The sequence below is a fragment of the Streptococcus mitis genome, from assembly GCF_023109515.1.
Classification (GTDB): Bacteria; Bacillota; Bacilli; order Lactobacillales; family Streptococcaceae; genus Streptococcus; species Streptococcus mitis_CS.
In genome coordinates, this window is record NZ_JALDUM010000004.1 from 49,324 (window position 1) to 71,081 (window position 21,758).

A 21,758-nucleotide genomic window follows, 5' to 3' on the forward strand; every position below is an offset into this window, starting at 1 on the left:
GCAAACTAGGAAACTAGCCGCAGGTTGCTCAAAACATTGTTTTGAGGTTGCAGATAGAACTGACGAAGTCAGTAACATCTATACGGCAAGGCGACGTTGACGTGGTTTGAATTTGATTTTCGAAGAGTATGAGTTTATTTTTTACCTGACTTGTCCATATTCCAGAAGTCTGTCACGGCTCCACGTGAAGCAGATGATACGATGTGGGCATATTTACCAAGGACACCACGGCTGTAAAGTGGTGGCAAGGTTGTTTCTGCCTTACGTTTTTCAAGTTCTTCATCCGATACGGCCATAGAAATTTCTTTGGTATCTTGGTCAACCGTAACGATATCGCCTGTACGAAGGTAGGCAATTGGTCCACCATCTTGAGCTTCAGGAGCGATATGTCCAACAACCAAACCATAAGTACCACCAGAGAAACGGCCATCTGTCAAGAGGGCAACCTTGTCTCCTTGACCTTTACCAACGATCATGGATGAAAGTGACAGCATCTCAGGCATACCAGGACCACCCTTAGGTCCAACGAAACGGACAACGACTACATCGCCATCAACGATTTCATCTGTCAGAACAGCCTGAATCGCATCTTCTTCTGAGTCAAAGACCTTAGCTGGTCCAACGTGACGACGCACTTTAACACCTGATACCTTGGCAACCGCACCGTCAGGGGCAAGATTCCCGTTCAAGATGATAAGCGGACCGTCCGCACGTTTTGGATTTTCAAGTGGCATAATGACTTTTTGACCTGGAGTGAGGTCTGCAAAGTCAGCCAAGTTCTCAGCAACAGTCTTACCAGTACATGTGATGCGATCTCCGTGAAGGAAACCATTTGCCAAGAGATATCTCATAACCGCAGGCACACCACCGACTTCGTAGAGGTCTTGGAAGACATACTGACCAGATGGTTTTAAGTCGGCCAAGTGAGGCACACGCTCTTGGATCGTATTGAAGTCCTCAAGTGACAAGTCAACATTGGCAGCATGGGCAATGGCAAGCAGGTGAAGAGTGGCATTTGTAGAACCACCGAGAGCCATAGTTACAGTGATAGCATCTTCAAAGGCTTCACGAGTCAAGATATCTGATGGTTTGAGACCAAGTTCCAACATCTTAACAACAGCACGTCCTGCTGCTTCGATGTCTTCTTTCTTATCAGCTGATTCAGCTGGATGAGATGAAGAGCCTGGCAAACTCATACCGAGAACTTCGATAGCTGTCGCCATGGTATTAGCAGTATACATACCACCACAACCACCAGGGCCAGGGCAGGCATTACATTCAAGACGTTTCACATCCTCAGCCGTCATGTCACCGTGATTCCATTTTCCGATACCTTCAAAAACAGAAACCAAGTCGATGTCTTTGCCATTAAGATTTCCCGGTGCAATGGTTCCACCATAGGCGAAAATAGCTGGGATATCCATATTAGCAATAGCAATCATAGAACCAGGCATGTTCTTGTCACAGCCACCGATAGCGACAAAGGCATCCACATTGTGACCACCCATCGCCGCCTCGATAGAGTCCGCGATGATATCACGAGATGTCAAAGAGAAACGCATACCAGGAGTTCCCATAGCAATCCCGTCCGCTACAGTGATAGTCCCAAACTGCACAGGCCAAGCACCTGCTGATTTGACACCCTCTTTAGCCAATTTCCCGAAATCATGCAAGTGAATGTTACATGGTGTATTTTCCGCCCAGGTCGAAATAACCCCTACAATCGGTGTTTCAAAGTCTTTATCTGTCATACCAGTCGCACGAAGCATGGCACGGTTTGGAGATTTAACCATGCTGTCATAAATGCTACTGCGGTGACGTTTATCTAATTCTGTCATCTTATCCCTCCCGTTTCAGTTTTTACTATTATAGCACATTTTAAAGGCAATGAACAGAAGAAAATTCTTGAATTTTCAGAAAATTCTATACACATATAAACATTTTAAATTAAAAACAACAAAGCGGATCAGGGCACTTTCTGATTACCAGAATATGCTTTTAATCCGCTCGCTTTAAATAACGTAATGTAATTTTTACAGAAGTTCTTTCAGATAAGTGTATTTAATATCTATCTTGCATTATAAAACGCTAAAACTTTCTCTTTTATATTCGATTCACTCAAACCATACTCATTAAGAAGATAATCCATTTTCCCTACTTGACCGAATCTTTCTTGAACACCCATCCGATGAATTTTTGTTATTCCATCATCAGAGAATAATTCACATAAAGCACTGCCAATTCCACCTATCTGATTGTGGTTTTCTACAGTAAATATAGTTTTTCCGCTTAACATTGTTTTTATCTGTTCTGGTATCGGTTTGATTCTAAATAAATCTATCACACCTACTGAATAACCTAATTTAGACAGTTCATCCGCAACTCGAATACTTGGAGCAACCATTATGCCAGAAGCAACTATTACAACATCTTCACCGTGTCTTAACTCAATGTAGCCTTTAGAAAAATCTTCTCCACCTTGATATACAGCCTCTGGAGCTTTTCTAATTGTTCGAATATATTTTAGTCCTTTTAATTCTAATGTCTGGTTCAAGATTTCACGAAATTGGATATCATCAGTTGCTTCAAAAATGATTGATTTAGGAATTAAACGTAACAATCCAATTTCTTCAAATGGCATATGTGTTCCACCATTCATCTCTGCCGTTACTCCTGCATCTGAGCCAATCACAGTGGCATCCAATTGTGCGTACCCAAGAGAAATAAATAATTGATCAAATACTCTTCGTGAAGCAAAAGGGCCAAATGTATGAAGATAAGGTCTAAACCCCTGAATAGATAAACCTGCTGCAAGCCCGACCATTTCTGCTTCCATGATCCCAACATTCACATAACGGTCTCCAAAGTCCTTTTCAAGATTATTAGTAGCCATCGAACTTGACAAGTCTGCTTCTAAAACTACTATATCAGAATAACTTTGGTTAGCCTCTAGAAGGAAATCTCTATACACATGTCGTAATTCTTTCGTACTTCTCATCATTCTGTTTCCTCCAATTCCTGACTTAATCTTTCTACAACTGAAGTTAACATTTGTCTCTCCTCTACAGTAGGGCGAAGATGATGATTGGATTTCATTTCTTCCAGCTCTCGAACTCCTTGACCTTTTATAGTGTCTAATACAATACACTTAGGGGATGAATTATTTGACTGTTTTAATTGGATAATCCCTTCATAAATTTCTCTAATATCTGAACCATTGACCCTAATGGATTCAAATCCAAATGCTGAGAATTTTTCTACAAAATCACCTGGATTACAAATATCCTTTGTAAAACCATCTAATTGTTTTTTGTTATCGTCTACAAATACAATTAAATTAGATAACTGTTGATGAGAAGCAAACTGTATAGCCTCCCAACATTGTCCCTCATTTAACTCACCATCTCCAACAATAGCATAGGTATAAAAGGAACTTTTTCTTATTCTCTGACCATATGCAAGTCCGGTTGCAACACTAATTCCCTGTCCTAAAGAGCCAGTTGTCATATCTATGCCCGGCGTTAGATTTCTATCAGGATGAGACGGTAATTTGGTTCCATTTGTATTTAAAGAATGTAAGAATTCTTTGTCAAAGAAACCATTCAAATAGAGTGTGCTGTACAAAGCTGGTCCAGCATGTCCCTTGGATAAAACAAAATAATCTCTATCTCGTGACGCAAATATTTCTGGAGTCATCGGCATTATTTCACCATAAAGCACTGCTAAAACTTCTACTATAGACAGACTCCCTCCATAATGGCCGAATCCAAGATGATTCAATGTTCTAAGAGTATTTAATCGGATTTTTGTTGCAAATTTTCTTAACTCATCTTCTCTGTTTTCACTTAAAATCATCCCTTATTCCTCCTTTGCAGATGGCTTTTTAATAAAGGATACTCCAAACATAACTGCTAGAATAAGAACAAGACCAATAACAATGCCTGCTTGTGAGCCAAATTGATTCAACATTCCTAAAATAATTCCTGATAGACCAAAATCTGCATCTGAGAAAGTTGACCCTTGGAAACCAAGTCCTCCCAAAACTGGCATTAAAAAGACTGGAAGAAAACTAATTAAAATACCTTGTAAAAATGCTCCAATAGTGGCTCCACGAACACCACCAGATGCATTCCCGATGACACCTGCAGTCGCTCCACAGAAGAAATGAGGCACAACGCCTGGTAAGATGACAACCGTTCCTGAAGCAATCATAATTGCCATACTTACTAAACCACCAACAAAACTAGAGATAAATCCAATTAGGACTGCATTAGGTGCATAAGTATAAACAATCGGACAATCCAAAGCAGGTTTTGAATTAGGTACGAGACGCTCTGAGATACCTTTAAAGGCTGGAACAATTTCACCCAAAATAAGGCGAACACCTGCTAAAATAACAAATACACCTGCTGCAAATTGACCTGCTAATTGTAAAGCATAAACTAGACCACTTGTACCATTACTGATTTCTTTTTCTATATATTCTGACCCTGCAAAGATAGCTACAATAATGTAAATAACTGCCATAGATAAAGTAATACTAACAGTACTATCACGTAAAAAAGCTAAACTCTTTGGGAATTTAATGTCCTCTGTTGATTTTGATTTGTCACCGATAAGGCTACCAGTGAAACCACTCAACCAATATCCCAAAGAACTGAAATGACCTAAAGCTACCTTGTCATTTCCAGTTAATTGAACCATATATTTTTGTACAAATGCTGGAGAAATACTCATAATAATACCGAGTGCTAATCCTCCTAGTAAGATAAGAGGCAAACTAGTAAAGCCAGCAACTGATAAAATGACCGCAATCATACACGCCATATATAGAGTGTGGTGCCCTGTTAAAAAGATATATTTAAATCGAGTAAAACGAGCGATTAAGATATTGAACACCATACCTGCAAACATAATCATTGCAGTAGCTGAGCCATATGTTGTTAAAGCTACAGCTACAATTGCTTCATTATTCGGTACAACTCCAGATAAATGAAAAGCATGTTCAAACATGGTACCAAATGGATTCAAAGAATTTTGCACAATTCCTGCACCACCAGATACAACTAAGAAACCAACAAAAGTCTTAATTCCACCTTTAATAATATCAGGTAATTTCTTCTTCTGAAGAACTAATCCTAAGATTGCAATTAAAGCTACTAAAATAGCTGGTGTACTAACAATATCCAATATGAACTTCATCATGACGCTAGCCTCCTAAATAAGTCCTTTTTCTTCACAAAGTTTAGTAATTAATTCTCGTAGTTCATCCATATCAATAATACTATTTAAGATACGAACATCTCCAAGATGACTAGCTGAATCAGCTAAATCACGACCAACAATCCAAATATCAGCTGCATTTGGATCTGCTCCACCTAAATCATAGTGTTCAACTTCTACATCTGAAACATTCAAATCACTCAATACAGATTCAATATTCATCTGTACCATAAAACTTGAACCTAATCCTGAACCACAAGCTGTACCAATTTTTAACATTATCTAATCCTCCTGTTTAATTATCATTTCAATGTCATCATAGTTTTTTGATGATATTAAAGTTTGAACATGATTTTTATCTCTTAAAATTGTTGTTAAATGTGACAAAGCCTTTAAATGACTCTCATTATCAATAGCTGCAATACAAATCAACAATCTTACCTCTTGTTCTGGATTATCCAATAAATAAATCGGTTCTTCCAAAACTAACATTGACATCCCTATTTCATTCACACCTTCATCTGGCCGAGCGTGAGGAATTGCTACTCCCTTCCCTAAATTAATAAAAGGCCCAAACTCTTCTACTTTTTGAATCATTGCCTCAGGGTAGTTCTCAGTTATCTTATGTTGATCCAAAAGCGGTTTAGCTGCTAAACGAATTGCCTCCTTCCATCCTAATTTTTCCGAACTAACCTGATAAGTTTCTTTTGTAATTAATTCTTCTAACAATGGTAACACTTCCTTTCTGTTCATTTCTTGATAGAGATACCTCTTTAATGCTAATTTTAACTCTAATTCTTGTGTGATTACACTATATCGTCTTACTATGCTAATTATCTGATTAAGCTCAATATCTCGATAACCTGTATCTGGGAAATCTTTTGATACCAATTCAACTAACTGTGTTGTTTGTTCTTCCGTCATCATAACAGAAACTAGATAATTTGGCTTCTCTGTATCCACCTTTATAGTAGAAAAAACCATATCATAGTCACTACTAGTTTTCGCATATAAATCATCAATCTTTGAGGTTCCTATAAACTCAATTTGAGGGAATAATGCTAATAGATTCTCTTTTATCATCAATGAAGAACTAATTCCATTAGGACAGATAATTGCTGCTTTATAACATTTTTGAGGCAAATTGTCTGCTTTCTTTAAATATCCTCCAAAATGGATAACAAAATATGCTGTTTCACTATCAGGTATGGGCTTGTCAATAGCGTCCATCAAGGGAGTCAAAGAATCTTTTACTAGTTCAAATAAATCAGGATAATGTTCTTTAACATGCAACACATATTCATTTGAGCTAGGTAAGCCGAACTTTAATCTATAGTAAGCCGGTATAAGGTGGCGGCGAAGATTTTCTCTCAATACTTCTCTTTGTTTAAAATGTAACAAAGAAATATCTTCCATTCTACTTATAATAGCCTCTGTTAATTGATTAAAGTAAACCGGAGCAACATCTACTTCACCTTCAAAGCAACTTGATAATAAAACTGTGATATAGCGATAATCATCCTCTGAAAATACCGTATCTATAATTCCCAAATCAACTACTGTATCCAATAAAATAGTCGTTATATCTTGAATAATAGGAGATACTAGTGTCTCTGAAAGACATACTCTTTCAACATCCCTTTGATACCTACATATAATGAATACTAAACCGAAAAGGCAAACTTTTAATTGATTAACAATAGGTACTATCTGTAGCTTTTCATAATAATCTTTAACTACCTGATCAATCAAATCATAAGTTAATGAATACCCCCAACTGGATAAAACATAATCCAACCCCCAAATCCCTATGGAGGATTCCAGCAACTCACTAACCATTTGAAAAGCTAAACGGTGCTTATTCCACTCTGAACCGTGTAAAGTATAACCTTTTGCTCTACTGTACCCTAGCTCCAAATCATTATCTAACATAATCTTTCTTAATGATTGAATATCAGATAAGGTTGTATTCTTACTTACTTTCAAAAAGTCTTGGTAATGATTATTCGATATAAAATCTAATCGGCAAAAAGTGTAAAGATAGATTAATGCTAAGCGAGTCGACTTTGGTAAAACCAATTCATCCGACTTAATAATATCTGTCAAAGACTGCTTCGTACGATTTGATAAACTATAGCGACCTTGTTTTTTATCCAGCACTATCCCTTTATTAGCTAGATAAGGCACTAAATAATCTATTCCTTCTTTGACTTCCTTTATAGGTAAGCTCACCTTAACAGATAATTCATATAATGATAGCTCACAATGATCCATCAAAGTCATCAAAATAACTAGTGCTCTATAATCAAACATTTCTCTCCCTTTCTAACTACAATTATAGTGTAAAAGTTATAAGAATAAAAGAGTATTTCAGCACAATATAATCTCACTTCCTATAAGTAATTATTGGGCTGAAACTTTTTAGTGATTATTTGTCAACTTTCTATTAATTTTTAAAAACAAAATGATATCATTTAGATATCAAATAACAGAGGTCATTTTTATGACTGAAAAACTAATCAATTCATAACCAAATGGTGTATTAGCATTGATTCTCATTGAGTTGACAATCGTACTTGGTATCTTTATATTTAAAATGGGTGTTGGTTCGGAAAACATTTTTGGAATTATTATCGGACCTTTACTAATCGTAATTGCAACGCTAACTCATGCTGGTTTAAAAGTTGTCAAACCTCAGGAGGCTATGGTTCTGACACTCTTTGGTAACTATACAGGTACCATCAAAGAACCTGGCTTTTACTTTGTCAATCCCTTCAGCGTAGCAGTCAACCCTGCAAACCACACTCGACTTGGACAAAGTGGTGATGTTAGCACAAAATCTCCTTTTTTAGGAGCTAAATCATCAAATGACAATGACTGCTTAGGAAATCCTTGAAGCACGTATCACTTACCTAGCTTATGCTACAGAAATTACTACCATTATTGATGCCCGTAAGATGATTGTAGATGGTGCTGTAGGAATGGTTGAAATGGCACTAGAACGGCTCAATGAAGGGGAATTGGTAGAGCTTGACGAAGAACGAAAAGCTGCTATGGTTTCAAATCTCCTAGTCGTCCTCTGTGGCAATCATGATGCACAACCAATTGTCAACACAGGAAGTCTTTACTAAAGATGGTTGAAGCTAAAAAAAACATATCCCCCTTCGACTCTCAACAAAGTTATACGCTGCACTCGCATCATGGGCAGAAGATGACTTTCGTTCAGTCAATGGGCAAATCGAATATCTCCTTACAGAATGTGTCAAACAACGGAAGAAAGACGGAAAATACGTATCAGAAACCATTGACGAACCATTTGAGATTGATATTTAACACCTTCTCCTGTCTGCTAGGTCTGACAGGAGAATTTTTTCATCTTTTTTTGTCAAGTAACTTTACTTTACAAAAAAAATGTGTTATCCTAGTATGGTTGATGAAAATCAGTAGATTGAATCGAATATAAATACCTAAAGGAGAAATCAAAATGGCAGTACCTGCACGTCGCACTTCAAAAGCGAAGAAAAACAAACGTCGTACACACTACAAAGTAACAGCTCCATCTGTAAACTTTGACGAAACTACTGGAGATTACTCACGTTCTCACCGTGTATCACTTAAAGGATACTACAAAGGACGTAAGATCGCTAAAGCTGCATCAGCTGAATAATAGAAGGGAGATACCATGCGCGTAAATATTACACTTGAACACAAAGAATCTGGTGAACGCTTGTACCTTACTTCTAAAAACAAACGTAACACTCCAGACCGTCTTCAATTGAAGAAATACTCACCAAAACTTCGCAAACACGTTGTGTTTACAGAAGTTAAATAAGCATACCTAACTCAAAATGCCTTACTGGGCGTTTTTTGCTTTATTAGTTAGCAATCTATAGCTTTTCAGGAGAGATTTATGGCGTTTTATCTTTGGATGTTCCCTCTACTTTTTATCTTTCACGATATGGAAGAAATTATCGGTCTTGTCCCTTGGATTCATCTCAACGAAACCTTGCTGGCTCAAAAGGCTCCAGCTATTCTCAAGATTCACAAAGGAATTACAACAGAGGGATTTGCCCTTGCTGTTTTTGAGGAGTTTATCATTGTCTTATCCATCACTTTATTAGCGTATTTTAGTCAATCTAGAGCGCTCGAATTAGTTTGGTTGGGGGGATTTGTAGCCTTTGCACTTCATCTCTTTCTCCATATTGGACAATCAATTCTTCTTCGCAAGTATATACCTGCTCTGATCACTTCTATCCTTTGTTTTCCTATCAGTGCTTATTTGATTACAGACATTGTACATTTGTGGCGAGTTTCGACTAGCGAATTTTTCCTATTTTCACTAGTCGGTTCAGGCATCGTCGTCATCAATCTCCTCTTTGCTCTCTGGCTTGGGAAAAAGTATTCCGCCTGGCTTGTCCACAAAAACAAATAAAATCCCCTGCAAATCTACATTACAGGGGACTTGTGTATTATTCTTGTACTTCTTTCTGAGCGGCCTTTCCTTGGTTTAGAAGGGCTTGGACGATTTTCTCATCGCGTAGTTTGACAGAATCGTTGATCATTTCTGCGGACTTGACGATGGTTGTTTCTAGTTGGGCACGTTTCTGACGACCCAATTCAATAGCTGCGACGATACCTTGGTTTTGTGCAACCAGACTTTCAGCCAGTTTGGTAACAGACTCAACAGCTACTGTCGGGCTTTGGGCAATTCTCTCCATCTGCGGAATCACTTCCTTGCTGGTCTCAGCTAGCATCTGAAGGGCAGCATTATTGGCATTGACAATGGCATCTGCCACGACACCTGATTTCATTGATTGTTGCAAAATACCCAGTTGAGCAATAGAAAGCTTCATTGTAGGAATCGTATTGCGACGAAGCATGCCCAATTTTTGGCGCATATCAGATGACACCTTCACAAGATTGCGCATCTGAGGTGTTGTTGCCCAGGCAACATAGAGACGGCTGACATACTCAGTATGTTGTTGTTCAAGGGTATTGACCACTTCAGCCATGCGGGCCAATTCTTGTGATTTGGTTTGGTATTCTACCGTACTTGTATCGAGTTGGTCAGCTTGAGCTTTCAGTTCGGCAGCGCGATTACCAGCTTCTGTCTGGCTGGCTTCGATAAAAGAAATCACTCCCACTAGATTTTCAATGGATTTGGTATTGTCCTCAATCAGCATCTCAGCTGAAACGATATTTCGAGCTAAGACATCTTCTTGCTTGACCACTGCGGCAGCCATGCCATCCAGCTTTTGCTCTACTGTTTTTGAGTCAAAGTAAAATTCTTGTAAGGTATTCTTACTCTTGTTAAACAATCGTTGCAAAAAGTTTGGCTTCTCTTCTAACTCAGCAATTTCAGCGTTCTTGTATTTGACTACAAAGCCTTGCAACTCACGGTTGGTATTCTTGAGTAAGTCATCCACTTGGGGAATCTGCAGTTTCTTTTGTTCTGACAAGATACGATTGACTGTATTGTTCACACCTTCTACAGCAGATTGTCCAAAATCCAAAAGAGCATTTTGATTGGTGACAAACTGGTCTACCAACTGGGGCACGTGCGCCTTGATTCCTTCTTGCTGCTCAGGGCTCAACTTTTCAAGGAAGGTCAAGGTCTTGTCTGAGCCAGTATTTGTCTCGATGATTTGGGTTGTTTTATCCACCTTAGCTACTGTATTATTAGCAATCTGGTCAATATCAAAATTAAATTCTGTCATGGTTACTCCTTTGTTTCTAACCTATTCTTTACGATCTTTTTCTAGGATACGCAGACTGATATCAAAATCACGCATATCTGTTTCATTGAGTTCTCTCAGGACTTGGTCCAACTCAAGGTCAAATTGTTCGATAGCTGCTTTAGCTTGTTGCAAACGTTCTTCTGCTCGATTATAGTTCTTCGGATTGGCCTTAATCTTTAAATAGCCTTCTAAAATCGTTTTGAATTTCTCCATCTTCAAACTATGAATGGCCGTCAATTCTTCCTTATCCCCCTCGGCAGAGGTGGCAATCTTGTCTAAAATGGCCTGATGGTCAATGGCAATATTGGCCAAGGTCTGGGACAATTCTGGAGCTAATTCCTCTGGCTCCGCATTCTCAAGATCTACCTGACTTTCCCTATCCAAACGTTCTAGCTGAACATCGATGTTTGCCCTTACTGTACGAACCTTTTTGTCAATACGGTTGTAAACATCATCATCGATATAGGACTTGAGACGATCCGCCTCCTGATGGATTTCCCTCAGTTCGATTAATACTTGATTAGCCAGACTCTTATAGGACTCTGAGCCTTTTTCTACTAAAGTTCCCTCTAATTGCTGAATATCCTTGTCCGCCTGACGAATCCGAGCTTTTAAAAGCTCAATCCGATCATCGAGCGAACGATCCTGTAAAAGAGGATAGCGCAAACGTTTATAGAGACGATAACCACCATAGCCTAGCAGGACACAAGCCGCGAGCGGAAGAGCATATTGAACCAAAAGGCCCAGTAAGAACAAGAAGCCCCAAAAATAGAGACAGCCTTTCCAAAAACCATTACCCGATTTCATAAACATTCCTTATTTTCAATTTATAAGTCTATTTTAGCACAAAAGAGCAAAATGAGGGCGGAAATCCCCTAGAAAAGAGTTGATTTCTTTGCTGTAGAATGGAGGCTAGTAGCGCGTGGGCTAATTTCAGTAAAGTGGACTCAAACCACAAACACACTCTGATGAATATCAAAACAAAAGCTTGAAATATCAGAGGGGTTGTGTTAGAATGAACTTACAATGTGAGTAAAGTTACAGCATATGTAACTAAAAAAACCCCACCGTGCCACCGATGGGGTTTTTTGCTACCCTCTAAAAGGGTTAACCATTACTTCTTACGTTTCTTAAGCCATAACTTGAAAAGCTCTGATAACACGTTAATAAGTAACGGAGCTAAAAACACTGTGAGTAAAGTTTCTAACATATGTAACACCTCCCTTCATTAAAGTGAGGGGGCCAAAATATTTCATCATACCAGATTTATATCATCAACATCGCGTCATTTTTGGAATAGATAGACTTAGATACAAAAATAACATTACTAATAAATCTCTAAGCAAACCCCGAAATCAACATTTTAAGACAAAATCGAGTAGGGGATGATCTCTAGTCCCTCTCACACCACCGTACGTGCCGTTCGGCATACGGCGGTTCAACTAACTTTTAACGCATGTCGTTCAAGGTAATAATCCAAACACGAAACCAGTCCACGTTTTTCAAGGACTGGTTTTGATATCGCACGTTTAAGTACCGACTTCTGAGCTACTAATTGATAGTGGTCACCCCAGCCAGATACCTTATCTGCTATCCATTTAGGAACCCCTAGCTTAAGTAGGCCCCATAGTAGTCTAGATTTCTTCTTCCATTGCTTCCAGATAATCACACGTAGGCGAGTACGCAAGCGCTGATCTATGCTGGTGACTATGCGCTTCATATTTCCCAGCGAGAAATAGTTTATCCATCCCCGAATGGACAAATTCAGTTGCTCAATACGTCTTGTTAAGTCTATACTCCATTTCCTCTGTGTTAGTTTCTTCAATTTAAGCTTAAATCTCCGAACACTATCTTGATGGGGGCGACTTTTCCAACCATCTGATGATTTCCAGAACCCAAAACCTAAGTATTTCAACTCGCTTGGTCTGGTAATCTAGTCTTGGTCATGTTTACTTTCAAACCTAGCCGTATCTCAATAAAACGACTGACTGAATACATCACACGCTTAGCGGAGGCCTCGCTTCCGACCGTAATCACACAATCATCTGCGTAGCGCACAAATCGAAGTCCCCTCTTTTCTAATTCTTTGTCCAATTCATTAAGCATGATATTGGATAAGAGAGGAGATAAATTTCCTCCCTGTGGTGTGCCAACTAGCGTTTTATGATGCTGACCGTTAATGATAACACCTGAATGAAGATACTTACGAATCAAGGATTCCGTATCTCCGTCTTCGATAATATTATGTACTAAGGACATCAATCTATCTTGAGGAACCGTATCGAAAAATTTCTCTAGGTCTATATCCACTATCCACTCATAGCCGTCATTTAAGTACTCTAAGAGCTTTATGATGGCTTTTTCACATGACCTATTTGGTCTGAAGCCATAACTCGTATCTGAGAAATGGGGTTCACAAATGGGGCTAATGACTTGGACAATGGCCTGTTGAACCATTCTATCCTTAACTGTTGGAATTCCTAGTTGACGGATGCCTCCGTTTGGTTTAGGAATCTCAACTCTGAGAACTGGTTGAGGCTTATATTTTCTCTGTTTTATCAGTTCCTTAGTCAGGCGCCAGCTTTGTCTGATATAGTCATCTATCTCTTCGATAGTAATTCCATCAATCCCAGCTGAGCCCTTATTGGATTTTACTTGATTGTAGGCTTCAAGCATATTTTCACGTGATAATATCTTATCTAGCAATTTTGACATGTGCGTATTCCTTTCTTGTTTTGGTGCCTGAGGGACATCTTATATTGGTGAACCTTCATCTAGTCAATACGTGACAGAGTCCAGTTCTATCAGACCGCTCGTTTTACAGACACAAGTGAAGTAGGATTACTTCGATTAGTTGGTCACCCCTTCGCTCCACTTCCATTACAGAAGCTTCATCACTACTATGGGTTCGGCTGACTTCTCATGATTCGTTGTTACTACGCTTTCAGCGCTCATGAGACCTCACGGGATAAGTCGTACATCTTTCCTCGTTTACTCTCGTGATTTACGCATATAGGTTACGACTACCTTTTTGGACTTCAGAGTTGCGCGCCCCCTTATCCGTTATATACGCCTTACTATCACGTTCCTGTTCGTAGAGCCACGATTTCGCTATCCCTTCCTCTCCCCGCCCCCTCACGATAGTCAGGCTTGGGAATCGCTATTGGGTTCACCGGTAGCAGGTGCCCACCGAGGACTTACACCTCAGATATACGACATGCCCGTCATACGTAAAAAAGCATTCCGTAAATTTTTACGAAATGCTAATTAACATATTTTAGTTTTAAGAACTACCTTATTATTGTTCTATAAGTGCTCATAAAGTTTTTGTCACTTTCTATGTTTACTTAAAAAATAAATAAGTAACAAATATATTTTTTCAAGCTAGGTACTAATCTCCAGCGTTTTTAGAATCAACAAAGCGATATTCTTGTTTTCTATCATCAATTTCAATCGTCAATAATTTATCCTTAAGCTCTCCTACTTTTGTATTCGAATTATCTCTTATTGTCATGCTGATTGCATCATAACTATATTTATTATTTCCAATTCTTAACTGATTCTTTTCTAAATAAATTATTTCATTTTCATCGTTGCTTGATGACTCTTTTTTGTTTTTTATGATTTTATATTCTCCTCTCCCATGAGTTTCCATTTTAGAATTTAAAATACTATTAAAAAATAGTGTAACTATTAGCAATGCTAGAAATACCAACCAAACATTATGATCAGGCCTCTTCAATTTCCTCAGGCGTTCATTTTTCCCCGTAATATAAAAATCATTTAATGTACTTGAATGGTCTAAAATAAAGTAGTCTTTATCGATTTTTAAAATATAATTGGAGATAATTTTAAAATTTTGAGTATGGCCTGATTTATCCATTAATACATTATTAGACAATCTATAACACTCTGTTTTTGTGGGCATGTTTTTTATAAACGTATTTTTGTATCTATAATAGTATATTTCTTTATCAACACTGAACTTCTTTTTATTTCTAATTTTAAAATATTTTCCATCTCGATTTAAGAATCCATCTTCATTAATCACAGGTAATAAAAATCTGCAAATCATATTAATTAAACTTTCTTTATATTCAAAAAGAATAATAAAGGAAAAGAAAACAATTAATAGTTTTACTAATGCACTGTAAACAGTAAAATAAGAAAGGTAAGTTGTGTTTCCTACTTCAATATTACTTGAAGTTGAAATATTAACAAAATATAAAAATATATTACTGTTTGTAATTTTTTCCGATAACAACAAAGAAAAATATAATAGAGGAACGAACAATAACACATTGAACTTCATTTTGAAGAAGCTCTCCTTTAGTTCAGTATCGGACTCTCCCATTTGAGGACGTATTTTTTTAGGAAGTAAGTATTGAATATCTTCATTCAAAATTTGAAGAAGAACAGAGACCAGTATAAGAGATATAAAAGTCCAATTGAAGAATGAAGATTCAATTCCTACTATTGAAAATAAAAATATGGGTATAGCAATCACTAAAAGCAATAAGTAAGGGGAAATGTTTGATAAATAACTAAAAATTCTAGTAAATAGTAATATTGTTATCACTATGAAAATGAAATTTTCAATAAAAATACCGTAGGGAGTATTATATAGCCACTCTTCACCCATCATTATTAGAATAGATGTTCGTAATATAAAAAACAAAAAAAGGTATCTAATTATACAGAAAATAATTTTAAATATACCTCTAAGTGAGATAGTATTTGATATTTTAGTTATTTGACTGTTTAAGTTTCCTAAGTCCGTATTTACATTTTCTTTCTTTAAGAACCAATCAATTACCATAATAATTAAATAGACAATAAGTGCAATAATAAAAAATGTTTTCTCTGTCATATTTAAAAATATGAAGTAGATTAGAAAAAATAAATTTACTATGTCTAATATCGTTGAGATTACGTAATTATACTTCATTGGTTTTCGTATAAAAAAATTATATATCATATTTAAAATTTCCTTTGTTTAAATTAACTTCCTTGTTTCAACCTCTACTAAGCTCTATAAAACTAAGTATTTTAAGATTTTTTAAACTATAAATCCCTTAATCTATCTGCTACTTCATCTTTAGTTATTTCATAGTTATAAAACGGCAATCCAATAATCCGATAACATTCATCATCGACTAATGTTTTTGATTCTGATTGAATAGAGGTAAACTGGAAAAATAATATGACTTTTGGCATCTTTTAACGGAGACTTATATTTTATGTCGAGCAATTGTTCATACGAATCGCTTCCAATAATTTCCAAATTGTGTCTATTCTATCCTTGTTATTAGTCAATGACTTATAATTTAAACGCTCACTACTAATATGACCTGCACCCCAAAAATTAGACAGAAAAAATCTAGCATGTAGGTGCTATTTTTTCTTAAACAAGCGGATGTAGTCCTGTTTGCTATGAATAATATCTGATACAAAGACAGCTTTTCTGTCCTCTAAAATATGATAGAAGGCTAGGTAATCTCCTAAAATGATGCATCGAGTTTTATGTGGTGGATATATAATATCTCCTACTCTTTCGTCAGCATCAAATCCCGCTTCTGGGAAGACCTCCAGACGCGCCAATCCGTAAAGAATATTTTTAACTGTGTTTGCTCCTGCCTGCTCTGAAAAATAGTTAGCTGAGATATAGTCTTTGATACCTCTTAGCTGTTCTTGTACCGTTTCGGAGATAATAAGGCTATATGAGTTCTCGTTAAATTCCAAGGTTAGCCCTCACTTCATCAAGGCTGTAAGTTCTTCCATGTTCTAAATCTTCAAAGCTACGGCCAATTTCAGCACGCAACCCTGATAGAAGTTCTTCTCTTTCTTTGTCTACTTGAGTTTCAAATGGCAAGGCTTTATTTTCTACAATGTGTTCTAAAAACAAGTTAAAACTGGCTGTCATATCAAGATTTTGCGCTGTGATAATAGCTTTAGCCTTCTCTAACAAGTCTCTGTTAGTCTTAAAGTTTACCTGTGTGTTTTTTTCTAAAACATTCATGGTAGTACCTCCTTTTAGACTATTATATCACTTTAAACTATACAGGTCTAGTTGCGTATAGATACTTATAGCTGGTAGTAAAAACAAAAAAAGCACTAAGGGAAAACGCCCCAAAGTGCTTAATATCAAGGCTCTAAAGCCTATCTTATTCAATAAAATATTACAACATTTTGTTATCTTGCAGTGATTAGGTACAAAAAAACAGGCATAAGCCTGCTATGAATCTAACTTGACTTTCTCAAAAACTATTAAATTCAAATAAGTTGAGAAAACATAAAGGGTAACAAAAAAGGACTTAAAATGATGAGTTCAGCCGGCAAGAAACTAGCACGGTCAAACGTGCTTTTTTTATTACCTAATAATACTATCATACCACATCTAGAAAACACACTAAATTATTAGTAATCCCCCTCGGTTTGCAGTATAATGATGGAAAGGTGGGTTGATACTCACGGTTCACCAAAAAGACTGGTTTGGCGAGTTTATGGAGGAGGGATTTATATGGATAGATCAAAAAAGACTTGGGTAATTGATGGATATTTATGGTTAAATTGCCCTGTTTGCGGAACTGAAGTTATGGACTATGATATCTGTGACGTCTGTCGTTGGCAAAATACAGGTATTATAAATATAGACGGTGGCCCGAATAAGATCACTCTCGCCGAAGCCAAAGAAGCTTACGCAAGGAGAAAAATCGTAAAAATTCGAGAATTTGATACAGTGTTGTTAAAAAACGGTCAAACGGCGACAATTGTCGAAAAGTTAAGTGAAGATACTTTTATTGCTGACATAGGAGATTCCCCGAAAGACTGGGATAGCATTACAATTACAATCAATGATATTGAAAAAGTAAGTGTATAGAAATAGCTAATATATTTGTATAGTGTTGGGAGTAACCTTAAATGAATAAGACTGGAAAAAAGAATTTAATCATCATTAACGGCAGCGAATATGTCCATTGTCCAGTATGTGGTACTGTTACAGCAGTGTATGATATCTGTGACGTTTGTCAGTGGCAAAATACAGGAGAAACTAATATAGATGGTGGTCCTAATGAAATGACACTTGCAGAAGCCAAAGAAGCTTATGTTAAAGGAATTCCAATAATATAACAGACTATAGTAGCATTAAAGGAGAGACTGTTGGAACTTATAGAATTTAATAACAAGGTTGTCAGAATCACCGATATTGATGGCCAAATATTTAAAGGCGTAGCTCTTTACGAAGACAAAGATGTCTATGATGAAGAACTTGATGGATTATCCGTTAATTCTGGAACCAGATGGATTAAACTCTTTGAAGATGAAATCAAGAAAGTTGAAATTACTGATAAAATTGACCAGTACCTCATATAACTGAAATAGCTTTAATCTATCTATAAATCGTCTTGCGAATATCTCACGTCCTACATCATACAATCACTTATCTTCAAGTCTAAGTCTAGTCTCTGAATTGCTTTATCAAAATTTTTAATGCTTTTTAGTTTCTTTTCTACTTGGTTAGTGGTCACGCTGGTATTCCTTATAGTATAATTAGTTTAAAGAGAAGTGAGGTAGAAATGATAGTGTCGCTACGCAACTTCATAGTATGAGATGACGGGACAGGCACACCGTCCACTACTCTTTGGCGCTTAGATTGTTCTAGGCGTTTTTTGCGTTTTCTCGGCGTTCGCTCTTGGTTCAAGTCCATTCTCCATACCATTTGGTAAGGAATTAAGAGAGATTTTTATCTCTCTTATCTCCTTGTCATTCTGCGAGCAACTAAGGCAAGTTATTCCTTTGCTTATCTGCTTATCATTTTGTAAGCAACAAAACCAAAAGAACAGACTTTTAAACTTCTCTCATTCCCTCAATACCCAAACAATAGAACACTAGCCACTCGTTTAAACACACGTTTCAAACATGCTGGTGTACCTAATATTGGTTTCCACGGTTTTAGACACACACACGCTAGTCTCTTGCTAAACTCTGGAATACCATATAAAGAATTACAACACCGTCTAGGTCATTCTACACTAGCTATGACTATGGACACTTACAGTCATCTCTCCAAAGAAAAAGCAAAAACAGCCGTCTCATTTTATGAGAAAGCTGTAAGTTCTTTGTGAAGGGGGACAAAAAGGGAGACAAACCCAGAAATCAACATTTTAAGACAAAGCAAAAAGCCCACTGTTGTAGGCTTTCTGTAAGATATTTCTTAAAATTAAAGCATTTTGTTGTAGAATTCAACGACAAGTGCTTCGTTGATTTCTGGGTTGATTTCGTCGCGTTCTGGCAAGCGAGTCAATGAACCTTCCAATTTTTCAGCGTCGAATGATACGAATGCTGGACGTCCAAGAGTAGCTTCTACTGCTTCAAGGATAGCTGGAACTTTCAATGATTTTTCACGAACTGAGATCACTTGACCTGGAGTTACGCGGTATGATGGGATATCAACGCGTTTTCCGTCAACAAGGATGTGACCGTGGTTTACGAATTGACGAGCTTGACGACGAGTAGTCGCAAGACCAAGACGGTAAACAACGTTATCCAAACGACGTTCCAAAAGAAGCATGAAGTTGAAACCTAGGATTCCGCCTTTGATTTTTGTAGCTTGTACGAACAAGTTACGGAATTGTTTTTCACCTACACCGTAAGTGAAACGAAGTTTTTGTTTTTCAGCCAATTGCAAACCGTATTCTGACAATTTAGAACGGTTGTTTGGTCCGTGTTGTCCTGGTACGTAGTTACGACGTGCCAATTCTTTACCTGTACCTGTAAGTGAAAGGCCAAGGCGACGAGCTTGTTTCCAAGATGGTCCTGTATAACGTGACATGTGAATGTCCTCCTGATATAAATAATATTTCGGTGGAAATAGTCACTTAGAAAGCCCTGATTCGTGCAGATGCCCTTCGCCTAAACAGCCAAGGTTACTTATCATAAGACACCTGTTGACGAGCTTCATGCTTTCCTGCTGATATTTCACACAAAATCCATTTTACCATGAATGGCTAGATTTGTAAAGGGGTTTTAAGCTTTATTTTCATTGCCAGAGAGGTTAAGAAGGAGGGTAAAGGTGCTTCCGTGGCCGTACTGGCTGGTAACTATGATTTCTCCCCCTAATTGATGGGCCAATTCACGCGCAATCGCAAGCCCTAAGCCATGACCACCTGTTTTCATGTTACGAGAAGTTTCTACACGATAAAGGCGTTTGAAAATATTCTCCAAATCCTCTGGGGCAATCCCCTGTCCCTCATCGGTCACACTGATTGAAAGTTGGTTATTTTCCAGCTTAGCCACCACCTCCAGCTTGGTTCCTGGAGCTGAGTATTTAAAAGCGTTATTGACCAGATTCACCAAGATACGAGAAAGTTTGGCATAATCTCCCTCAATCCGGGCAGACTCTGGAATTACCTGCAAATGGACATCTCGTTCCTCCTGCTCAATCAAGAACTGAAATTCACTCATGCACTCAATCAAGAGCTGGTCCAGAAAAATGCTGGCCTTGCTGGTCGTTTCCACCTGATTTCTAGCTGTGTTTAGGGTCAAAAAATTCAACTCCTCAACCAGTTTATTGAGTCTTTCCGTCTGGCGCCCAATGGTTGCTAGATAATGGTCCTGTTCTCCTTCCTTGATAACCCCATCCAAAATCCCTTCTACCGTCGCTTGGATTGAAGTGATGGGGGTCTTGATATCATGCGATAGCTGGGCAATCATCAAGCCCTTTTCTCGTTCGCTCTCTTCCAAGGAATCAAAGGTGGCCTGCAAATCACGGGACATTTCATTGAAAGCTTGGCCTAATTGCTGAAATTCTACAGGGCCTTGAACCTCCAGACTTGATGGAAAGTCCTTGTCCGCTACCCGCTTGGCATGTTCCTTGAGTTTGCCCAATGAAGTAAAGACCGGCGATAGGAGAAAGAGACTAATCCCAGCACCGATAAAACTAGCCACGAGAGTCATACCCACTAGGAAATAAATTTCTCTTTCTTCAATTAACATTCGCTGGATGGCCCAAAAAACCACGATAATCGTTAGGAGTGTTGAAATGATATACCCCACTAAAATGTAACTTTTTAATTTCATTAACTACCTCGTGCTTTCTCAATTTTGTAGCCCAAGCCCCAGACGGTTTTGATGGTCGGTGTTTCTGCACTAGCATGTTTAGCCAACTCCTGTCGAAGAGCATGAATATGAACATTCAAGGTATTGGTATCATCCACATAGTCTTCCTGCCAGACCTTTTCATAGAGATCTGTCTTAGAGAAAACTCGTTCTGGATTGCTGGCTAAAAGCCATAGAAGTTCGAAGGATTTGACTGTCAAATCAAGCCCCACATCTCCGACTTGGACCTCGTGACTACCGTGATTCATCCGTAAATCCCCGAGACTGACGACTTCTGTCTCACCTCCACGATGAAGGCGACGTAAGATATTATGGACACGCAAAACCAGCTCACGAGGGCTAAAGGGCTTGGCAATAAAATCATCTGCCCCCAAGCTTAGGCCGTAAATTTTATCCTGCTCGCTAGTCTTAGCCGTGATAAAGAGAAAAGGCTGATCTGGAGATTGATACTGAACTTCACTAATCAAGTCATAACCATCCATCCGAGGCATCATGATATCTGTAATAATCAAATCAATCGCTTTTCGCTTGAAGATTTCCAAGGCCTCTACTCCATCATGGGCCACCAAAACCTGATATCCTGCCTGAACCAGATAACGTTGATGAATATCTGTGATTTCTACCTCGTCGTCAACGAGTAAAATTGTCTTTCCCATCTGTCTCTCCTTTGAAAAAAAC

20 protein-coding genes and 4 pseudogenes are annotated in these 21,758 nt (G+C 37.8%); 9 read left to right on the forward strand and 15 right to left on the reverse strand.

Going from position 1 to position 21,758, the window contains the following annotated elements; genetic code table 11:
- Positions 1 to 134 precede the first annotated feature (134 nt).
- The 6 genes from ilvD to M1G05_RS08625 all read right to left on the reverse strand — a co-directional run bounded on the left by ilvD (position 135) and on the right by M1G05_RS08625 (position 7,536).
- Positions 135 to 1,838, reverse strand: a complete 1,704-nt coding sequence (gene ilvD / locus M1G05_RS08600; RefSeq protein ID WP_247953554.1) for a dihydroxy-acid dehydratase — start codon at positions 1,836 to 1,838, stop codon at positions 135 to 137.
- 230 nt (positions 1,839 to 2,068) lie between these two features.
- Positions 2,069 to 3,001 carry a transketolase family protein gene (locus M1G05_RS08605; RefSeq protein WP_023947581.1) on the reverse strand — a complete coding sequence of 311 codons (933 nt, stop codon included), beginning with the start codon at positions 2,999 to 3,001 and terminating at the stop codon, positions 2,069 to 2,071.
- Positions 2,998 to 3,855, reverse strand: coding sequence for a transketolase (locus M1G05_RS08610; RefSeq protein WP_247953555.1), 858 nt, complete (start codon positions 3,853 to 3,855; stop codon positions 2,998 to 3,000). The genes M1G05_RS08605 and M1G05_RS08610 overlap by 4 nt, the downstream gene beginning before the upstream one ends.
- 3 nt (positions 3,856 to 3,858) lie before the next feature.
- On the reverse strand, positions 3,859 to 5,205 hold the full coding sequence (locus M1G05_RS08615; RefSeq protein WP_000975289.1) for a PTS ascorbate transporter subunit IIC: 1,347 nt from the start codon (positions 5,203 to 5,205) through the stop codon (positions 3,859 to 3,861).
- A 12-nt stretch (positions 5,206 to 5,217) separates the two neighbouring features.
- Complete coding sequence (locus M1G05_RS08620; RefSeq protein WP_000912476.1) at positions 5,218 to 5,502, reverse strand: PTS sugar transporter subunit IIB; 285 nt, start codon at positions 5,500 to 5,502, stop codon at positions 5,218 to 5,220.
- A 3-nt stretch (positions 5,503 to 5,505) separates the two neighbouring features.
- Positions 5,506 to 7,536 carry a BglG family transcription antiterminator gene (locus M1G05_RS08625; RefSeq protein ID WP_084887305.1) on the reverse strand — a complete coding sequence of 677 codons (2,031 nt, stop codon included), beginning with the start codon at positions 7,534 to 7,536 and terminating at the stop codon, positions 5,506 to 5,508.
- Positions 7,537 to 7,771: 235 nt separating this feature from the next.
- Here M1G05_RS08625 and M1G05_RS08630 point away from each other — a divergent pair.
- The 5 genes and pseudogenes from M1G05_RS08630 (at position 7,772) to M1G05_RS08650 (ending at position 9,655) form a co-directional block, all read left to right on the forward strand.
- Positions 7,772 to 8,354, forward strand: a pseudogene (locus tag M1G05_RS08630) (SPFH domain-containing protein).
- 25 nt (positions 8,355 to 8,379) lie between these two features.
- Complete coding sequence (locus M1G05_RS08635; RefSeq protein WP_033608448.1) at positions 8,380 to 8,556, forward strand: type II toxin-antitoxin system antitoxin; 177 nt, start codon at positions 8,380 to 8,382, stop codon at positions 8,554 to 8,556.
- A gap of 151 nt (positions 8,557 to 8,707) precedes the next feature.
- The gene (gene rpmF / locus M1G05_RS08640) at positions 8,708 to 8,890 is read left to right on the forward strand and encodes a 50S ribosomal protein L32 (protein WP_000290417.1); all 183 of its coding nucleotides are present in this window, start codon (positions 8,708 to 8,710) and stop codon (positions 8,888 to 8,890) included.
- 15 nt (positions 8,891 to 8,905) lie between these two features.
- Positions 8,906 to 9,055: a 50S ribosomal protein L33 gene (gene rpmG, locus M1G05_RS08645; protein ID WP_001265622.1), complete on the forward strand. Its 150-nt coding sequence runs from the start codon at positions 8,906 to 8,908 to the stop codon at positions 9,053 to 9,055.
- Positions 9,056 to 9,133: 78 nt separating this feature from the next.
- The gene (locus M1G05_RS08650) at positions 9,134 to 9,655 is read left to right on the forward strand and encodes an HXXEE domain-containing protein (RefSeq protein WP_004269670.1); all 522 of its coding nucleotides are present in this window, start codon (positions 9,134 to 9,136) and stop codon (positions 9,653 to 9,655) included.
- 37 nt (positions 9,656 to 9,692) lie between these two features.
- Here the strand turns inward: M1G05_RS08650 and M1G05_RS08655 are convergent, their stop codons facing one another.
- The 6 genes and pseudogenes from M1G05_RS08655 to relB form a co-directional block, all read right to left on the reverse strand.
- The gene (locus M1G05_RS08655; RefSeq protein WP_049492672.1) at positions 9,693 to 10,940 is read right to left on the reverse strand and encodes a toxic anion resistance protein; all 1,248 of its coding nucleotides are present in this window, start codon (positions 10,938 to 10,940) and stop codon (positions 9,693 to 9,695) included.
- 21 nt (positions 10,941 to 10,961) lie between these two features.
- Positions 10,962 to 11,768 (reverse strand): hypothetical protein, encoded by an 807-nt coding sequence (locus M1G05_RS08660; protein WP_049492676.1) that lies wholly within the window; start codon positions 11,766 to 11,768, stop codon positions 10,962 to 10,964.
- A gap of 631 nt (positions 11,769 to 12,399) precedes the next feature.
- Positions 12,400 to 13,676 (reverse strand): annotated as a pseudogene (gene ltrA, locus M1G05_RS08665) (group II intron reverse transcriptase/maturase).
- Between the two features lie 676 nt (positions 13,677 to 14,352).
- Positions 14,353 to 15,831, reverse strand: a complete 1,479-nt coding sequence (locus M1G05_RS08670; RefSeq protein ID WP_152903146.1) for a hypothetical protein — start codon at positions 15,829 to 15,831, stop codon at positions 14,353 to 14,355.
- A gap of 524 nt (positions 15,832 to 16,355) precedes the next feature.
- Positions 16,356 to 16,703 carry a type II toxin-antitoxin system RelE/ParE family toxin gene (locus M1G05_RS08675; RefSeq protein ID WP_049515798.1) on the reverse strand — a complete coding sequence of 116 codons (348 nt, stop codon included), beginning with the start codon at positions 16,701 to 16,703 and terminating at the stop codon, positions 16,356 to 16,358.
- Positions 16,693 to 16,980, reverse strand: coding sequence for a type II toxin-antitoxin system RelB/ParD family antitoxin (relB, locus tag M1G05_RS08680; RefSeq protein ID WP_049515800.1), 288 nt, complete (start codon positions 16,978 to 16,980; stop codon positions 16,693 to 16,695). The genes M1G05_RS08675 and relB overlap by 11 nt, the downstream gene beginning before the upstream one ends.
- Before the next feature lie 501 nt (positions 16,981 to 17,481).
- Between relB and M1G05_RS08685 the strand changes: the two are divergent.
- The 4 genes and pseudogenes from M1G05_RS08685 to M1G05_RS08700 all read left to right on the forward strand — a co-directional run.
- Positions 17,482 to 17,667, forward strand: a pseudogene (locus M1G05_RS08685) (CPCC family cysteine-rich protein); the annotation flags it as partial.
- Positions 17,668 to 17,882: 215 nt separating this feature from the next.
- Positions 17,883 to 18,092: a CPCC family cysteine-rich protein gene (locus tag M1G05_RS08690; protein WP_049544541.1), complete on the forward strand. Its 210-nt coding sequence runs from the start codon at positions 17,883 to 17,885 to the stop codon at positions 18,090 to 18,092.
- Between the two features lie 30 nt (positions 18,093 to 18,122).
- The gene (locus M1G05_RS08695; RefSeq protein ID WP_247953556.1) at positions 18,123 to 18,335 is read left to right on the forward strand and encodes a hypothetical protein; all 213 of its coding nucleotides are present in this window, start codon (positions 18,123 to 18,125) and stop codon (positions 18,333 to 18,335) included.
- A gap of 494 nt (positions 18,336 to 18,829) precedes the next feature.
- Positions 18,830 to 19,087 (forward strand): annotated as a pseudogene (locus M1G05_RS08700) (tyrosine-type recombinase/integrase); the annotation flags it as partial.
- 95 nt (positions 19,088 to 19,182) lie between these two features.
- On the opposite strand, the gene rpsD reads toward M1G05_RS08700, so the two are convergent.
- The 3 genes from rpsD to M1G05_RS08715 all read right to left on the reverse strand — a co-directional run bounded on the left by rpsD (position 19,183) and on the right by M1G05_RS08715 (position 21,736).
- Positions 19,183 to 19,794: a 30S ribosomal protein S4 gene (gene rpsD, locus M1G05_RS08705; RefSeq protein ID WP_000092756.1), complete on the reverse strand. Its 612-nt coding sequence runs from the start codon at positions 19,792 to 19,794 to the stop codon at positions 19,183 to 19,185.
- Positions 19,795 to 19,988: 194 nt separating this feature from the next.
- A complete protein-coding gene (locus M1G05_RS08710; protein WP_247953557.1) occupies positions 19,989 to 21,041 on the reverse strand; it encodes a sensor histidine kinase in 1,053 nt (350 codons plus the stop codon).
- Complete coding sequence (locus tag M1G05_RS08715) at positions 21,041 to 21,736, reverse strand: response regulator transcription factor (RefSeq protein WP_247953558.1); 696 nt, start codon at positions 21,734 to 21,736, stop codon at positions 21,041 to 21,043. The genes M1G05_RS08710 and M1G05_RS08715 overlap by 1 nt, the downstream gene beginning before the upstream one ends.
- Positions 21,737 to 21,758 lie beyond the last annotated feature (22 nt).

What these genes read in the sequence shown, in the direction of transcription:
- rpmF (WP_000290417.1), top strand. Translation starts at nt 8,708, where the DNA reads ATGGCAGTACCTGCACGTCGCACTTCAAAAGCGAAGAAAAACAAACGT.
- M1G05_RS08715 (WP_247953558.1), bottom strand. Translation starts at nt 21,736, where the DNA reads ATGGGAAAGACAATTTTACTCGTTGACGACGAGGTAGAAATCACAGAT.
- M1G05_RS08610 (WP_247953555.1), bottom strand. Translation starts at nt 3,855, where the DNA reads ATGATTTTAAGTGAAAACAGAGAAGATGAGTTAAGAAAATTTGCAACA.
- M1G05_RS08710 (WP_247953557.1), bottom strand. Translation starts at nt 21,041, where the DNA reads ATGAAATTAAAAAGTTACATTTTAGTGGGGTATATCATTTCAACACTC.
- M1G05_RS08660 (WP_049492676.1), bottom strand. Translation starts at nt 11,768, where the DNA reads ATGAAATCGGGTAATGGTTTTTGGAAAGGCTGTCTCTATTTTTGGGGC.
- M1G05_RS08655 (WP_049492672.1), bottom strand. Translation starts at nt 10,940, where the DNA reads ATGACAGAATTTAATTTTGATATTGACCAGATTGCTAATAATACAGTA.
- M1G05_RS08690 (WP_049544541.1), top strand. Translation starts at nt 17,883, where the DNA reads ATGAATAAGACTGGAAAAAAGAATTTAATCATCATTAACGGCAGCGAA.
- M1G05_RS08605 (WP_023947581.1), bottom strand. Translation starts at nt 3,001, where the DNA reads ATGATGAGAAGTACGAAAGAATTACGACATGTGTATAGAGATTTCCTT.
- M1G05_RS08650 (WP_004269670.1), top strand. Translation starts at nt 9,134, where the DNA reads ATGGCGTTTTATCTTTGGATGTTCCCTCTACTTTTTATCTTTCACGAT.
- rpsD (WP_000092756.1), bottom strand. Translation starts at nt 19,794, where the DNA reads ATGTCACGTTATACAGGACCATCTTGGAAACAAGCTCGTCGCCTTGGC.
- M1G05_RS08670 (WP_152903146.1), bottom strand. Translation starts at nt 15,831, where the DNA reads ATGACAGAGAAAACATTTTTTATTATTGCACTTATTGTCTATTTAATT.
- ilvD (WP_247953554.1), bottom strand. Translation starts at nt 1,838, where the DNA reads ATGACAGAATTAGATAAACGTCACCGCAGTAGCATTTATGACAGCATG.
- M1G05_RS08615 (WP_000975289.1), bottom strand. Translation starts at nt 5,205, where the DNA reads ATGATGAAGTTCATATTGGATATTGTTAGTACACCAGCTATTTTAGTA.
- M1G05_RS08620 (WP_000912476.1), bottom strand. Translation starts at nt 5,502, where the DNA reads ATGTTAAAAATTGGTACAGCTTGTGGTTCAGGATTAGGTTCAAGTTTT.
- relB (WP_049515800.1), bottom strand. Translation starts at nt 16,980, where the DNA reads ATGAATGTTTTAGAAAAAAACACACAGGTAAACTTTAAGACTAACAGA.
- rpmG (WP_001265622.1), top strand. Translation starts at nt 8,906, where the DNA reads ATGCGCGTAAATATTACACTTGAACACAAAGAATCTGGTGAACGCTTG.
- M1G05_RS08625 (WP_084887305.1), bottom strand. Translation starts at nt 7,536, where the DNA reads ATGTTTGATTATAGAGCACTAGTTATTTTGATGACTTTGATGGATCAT.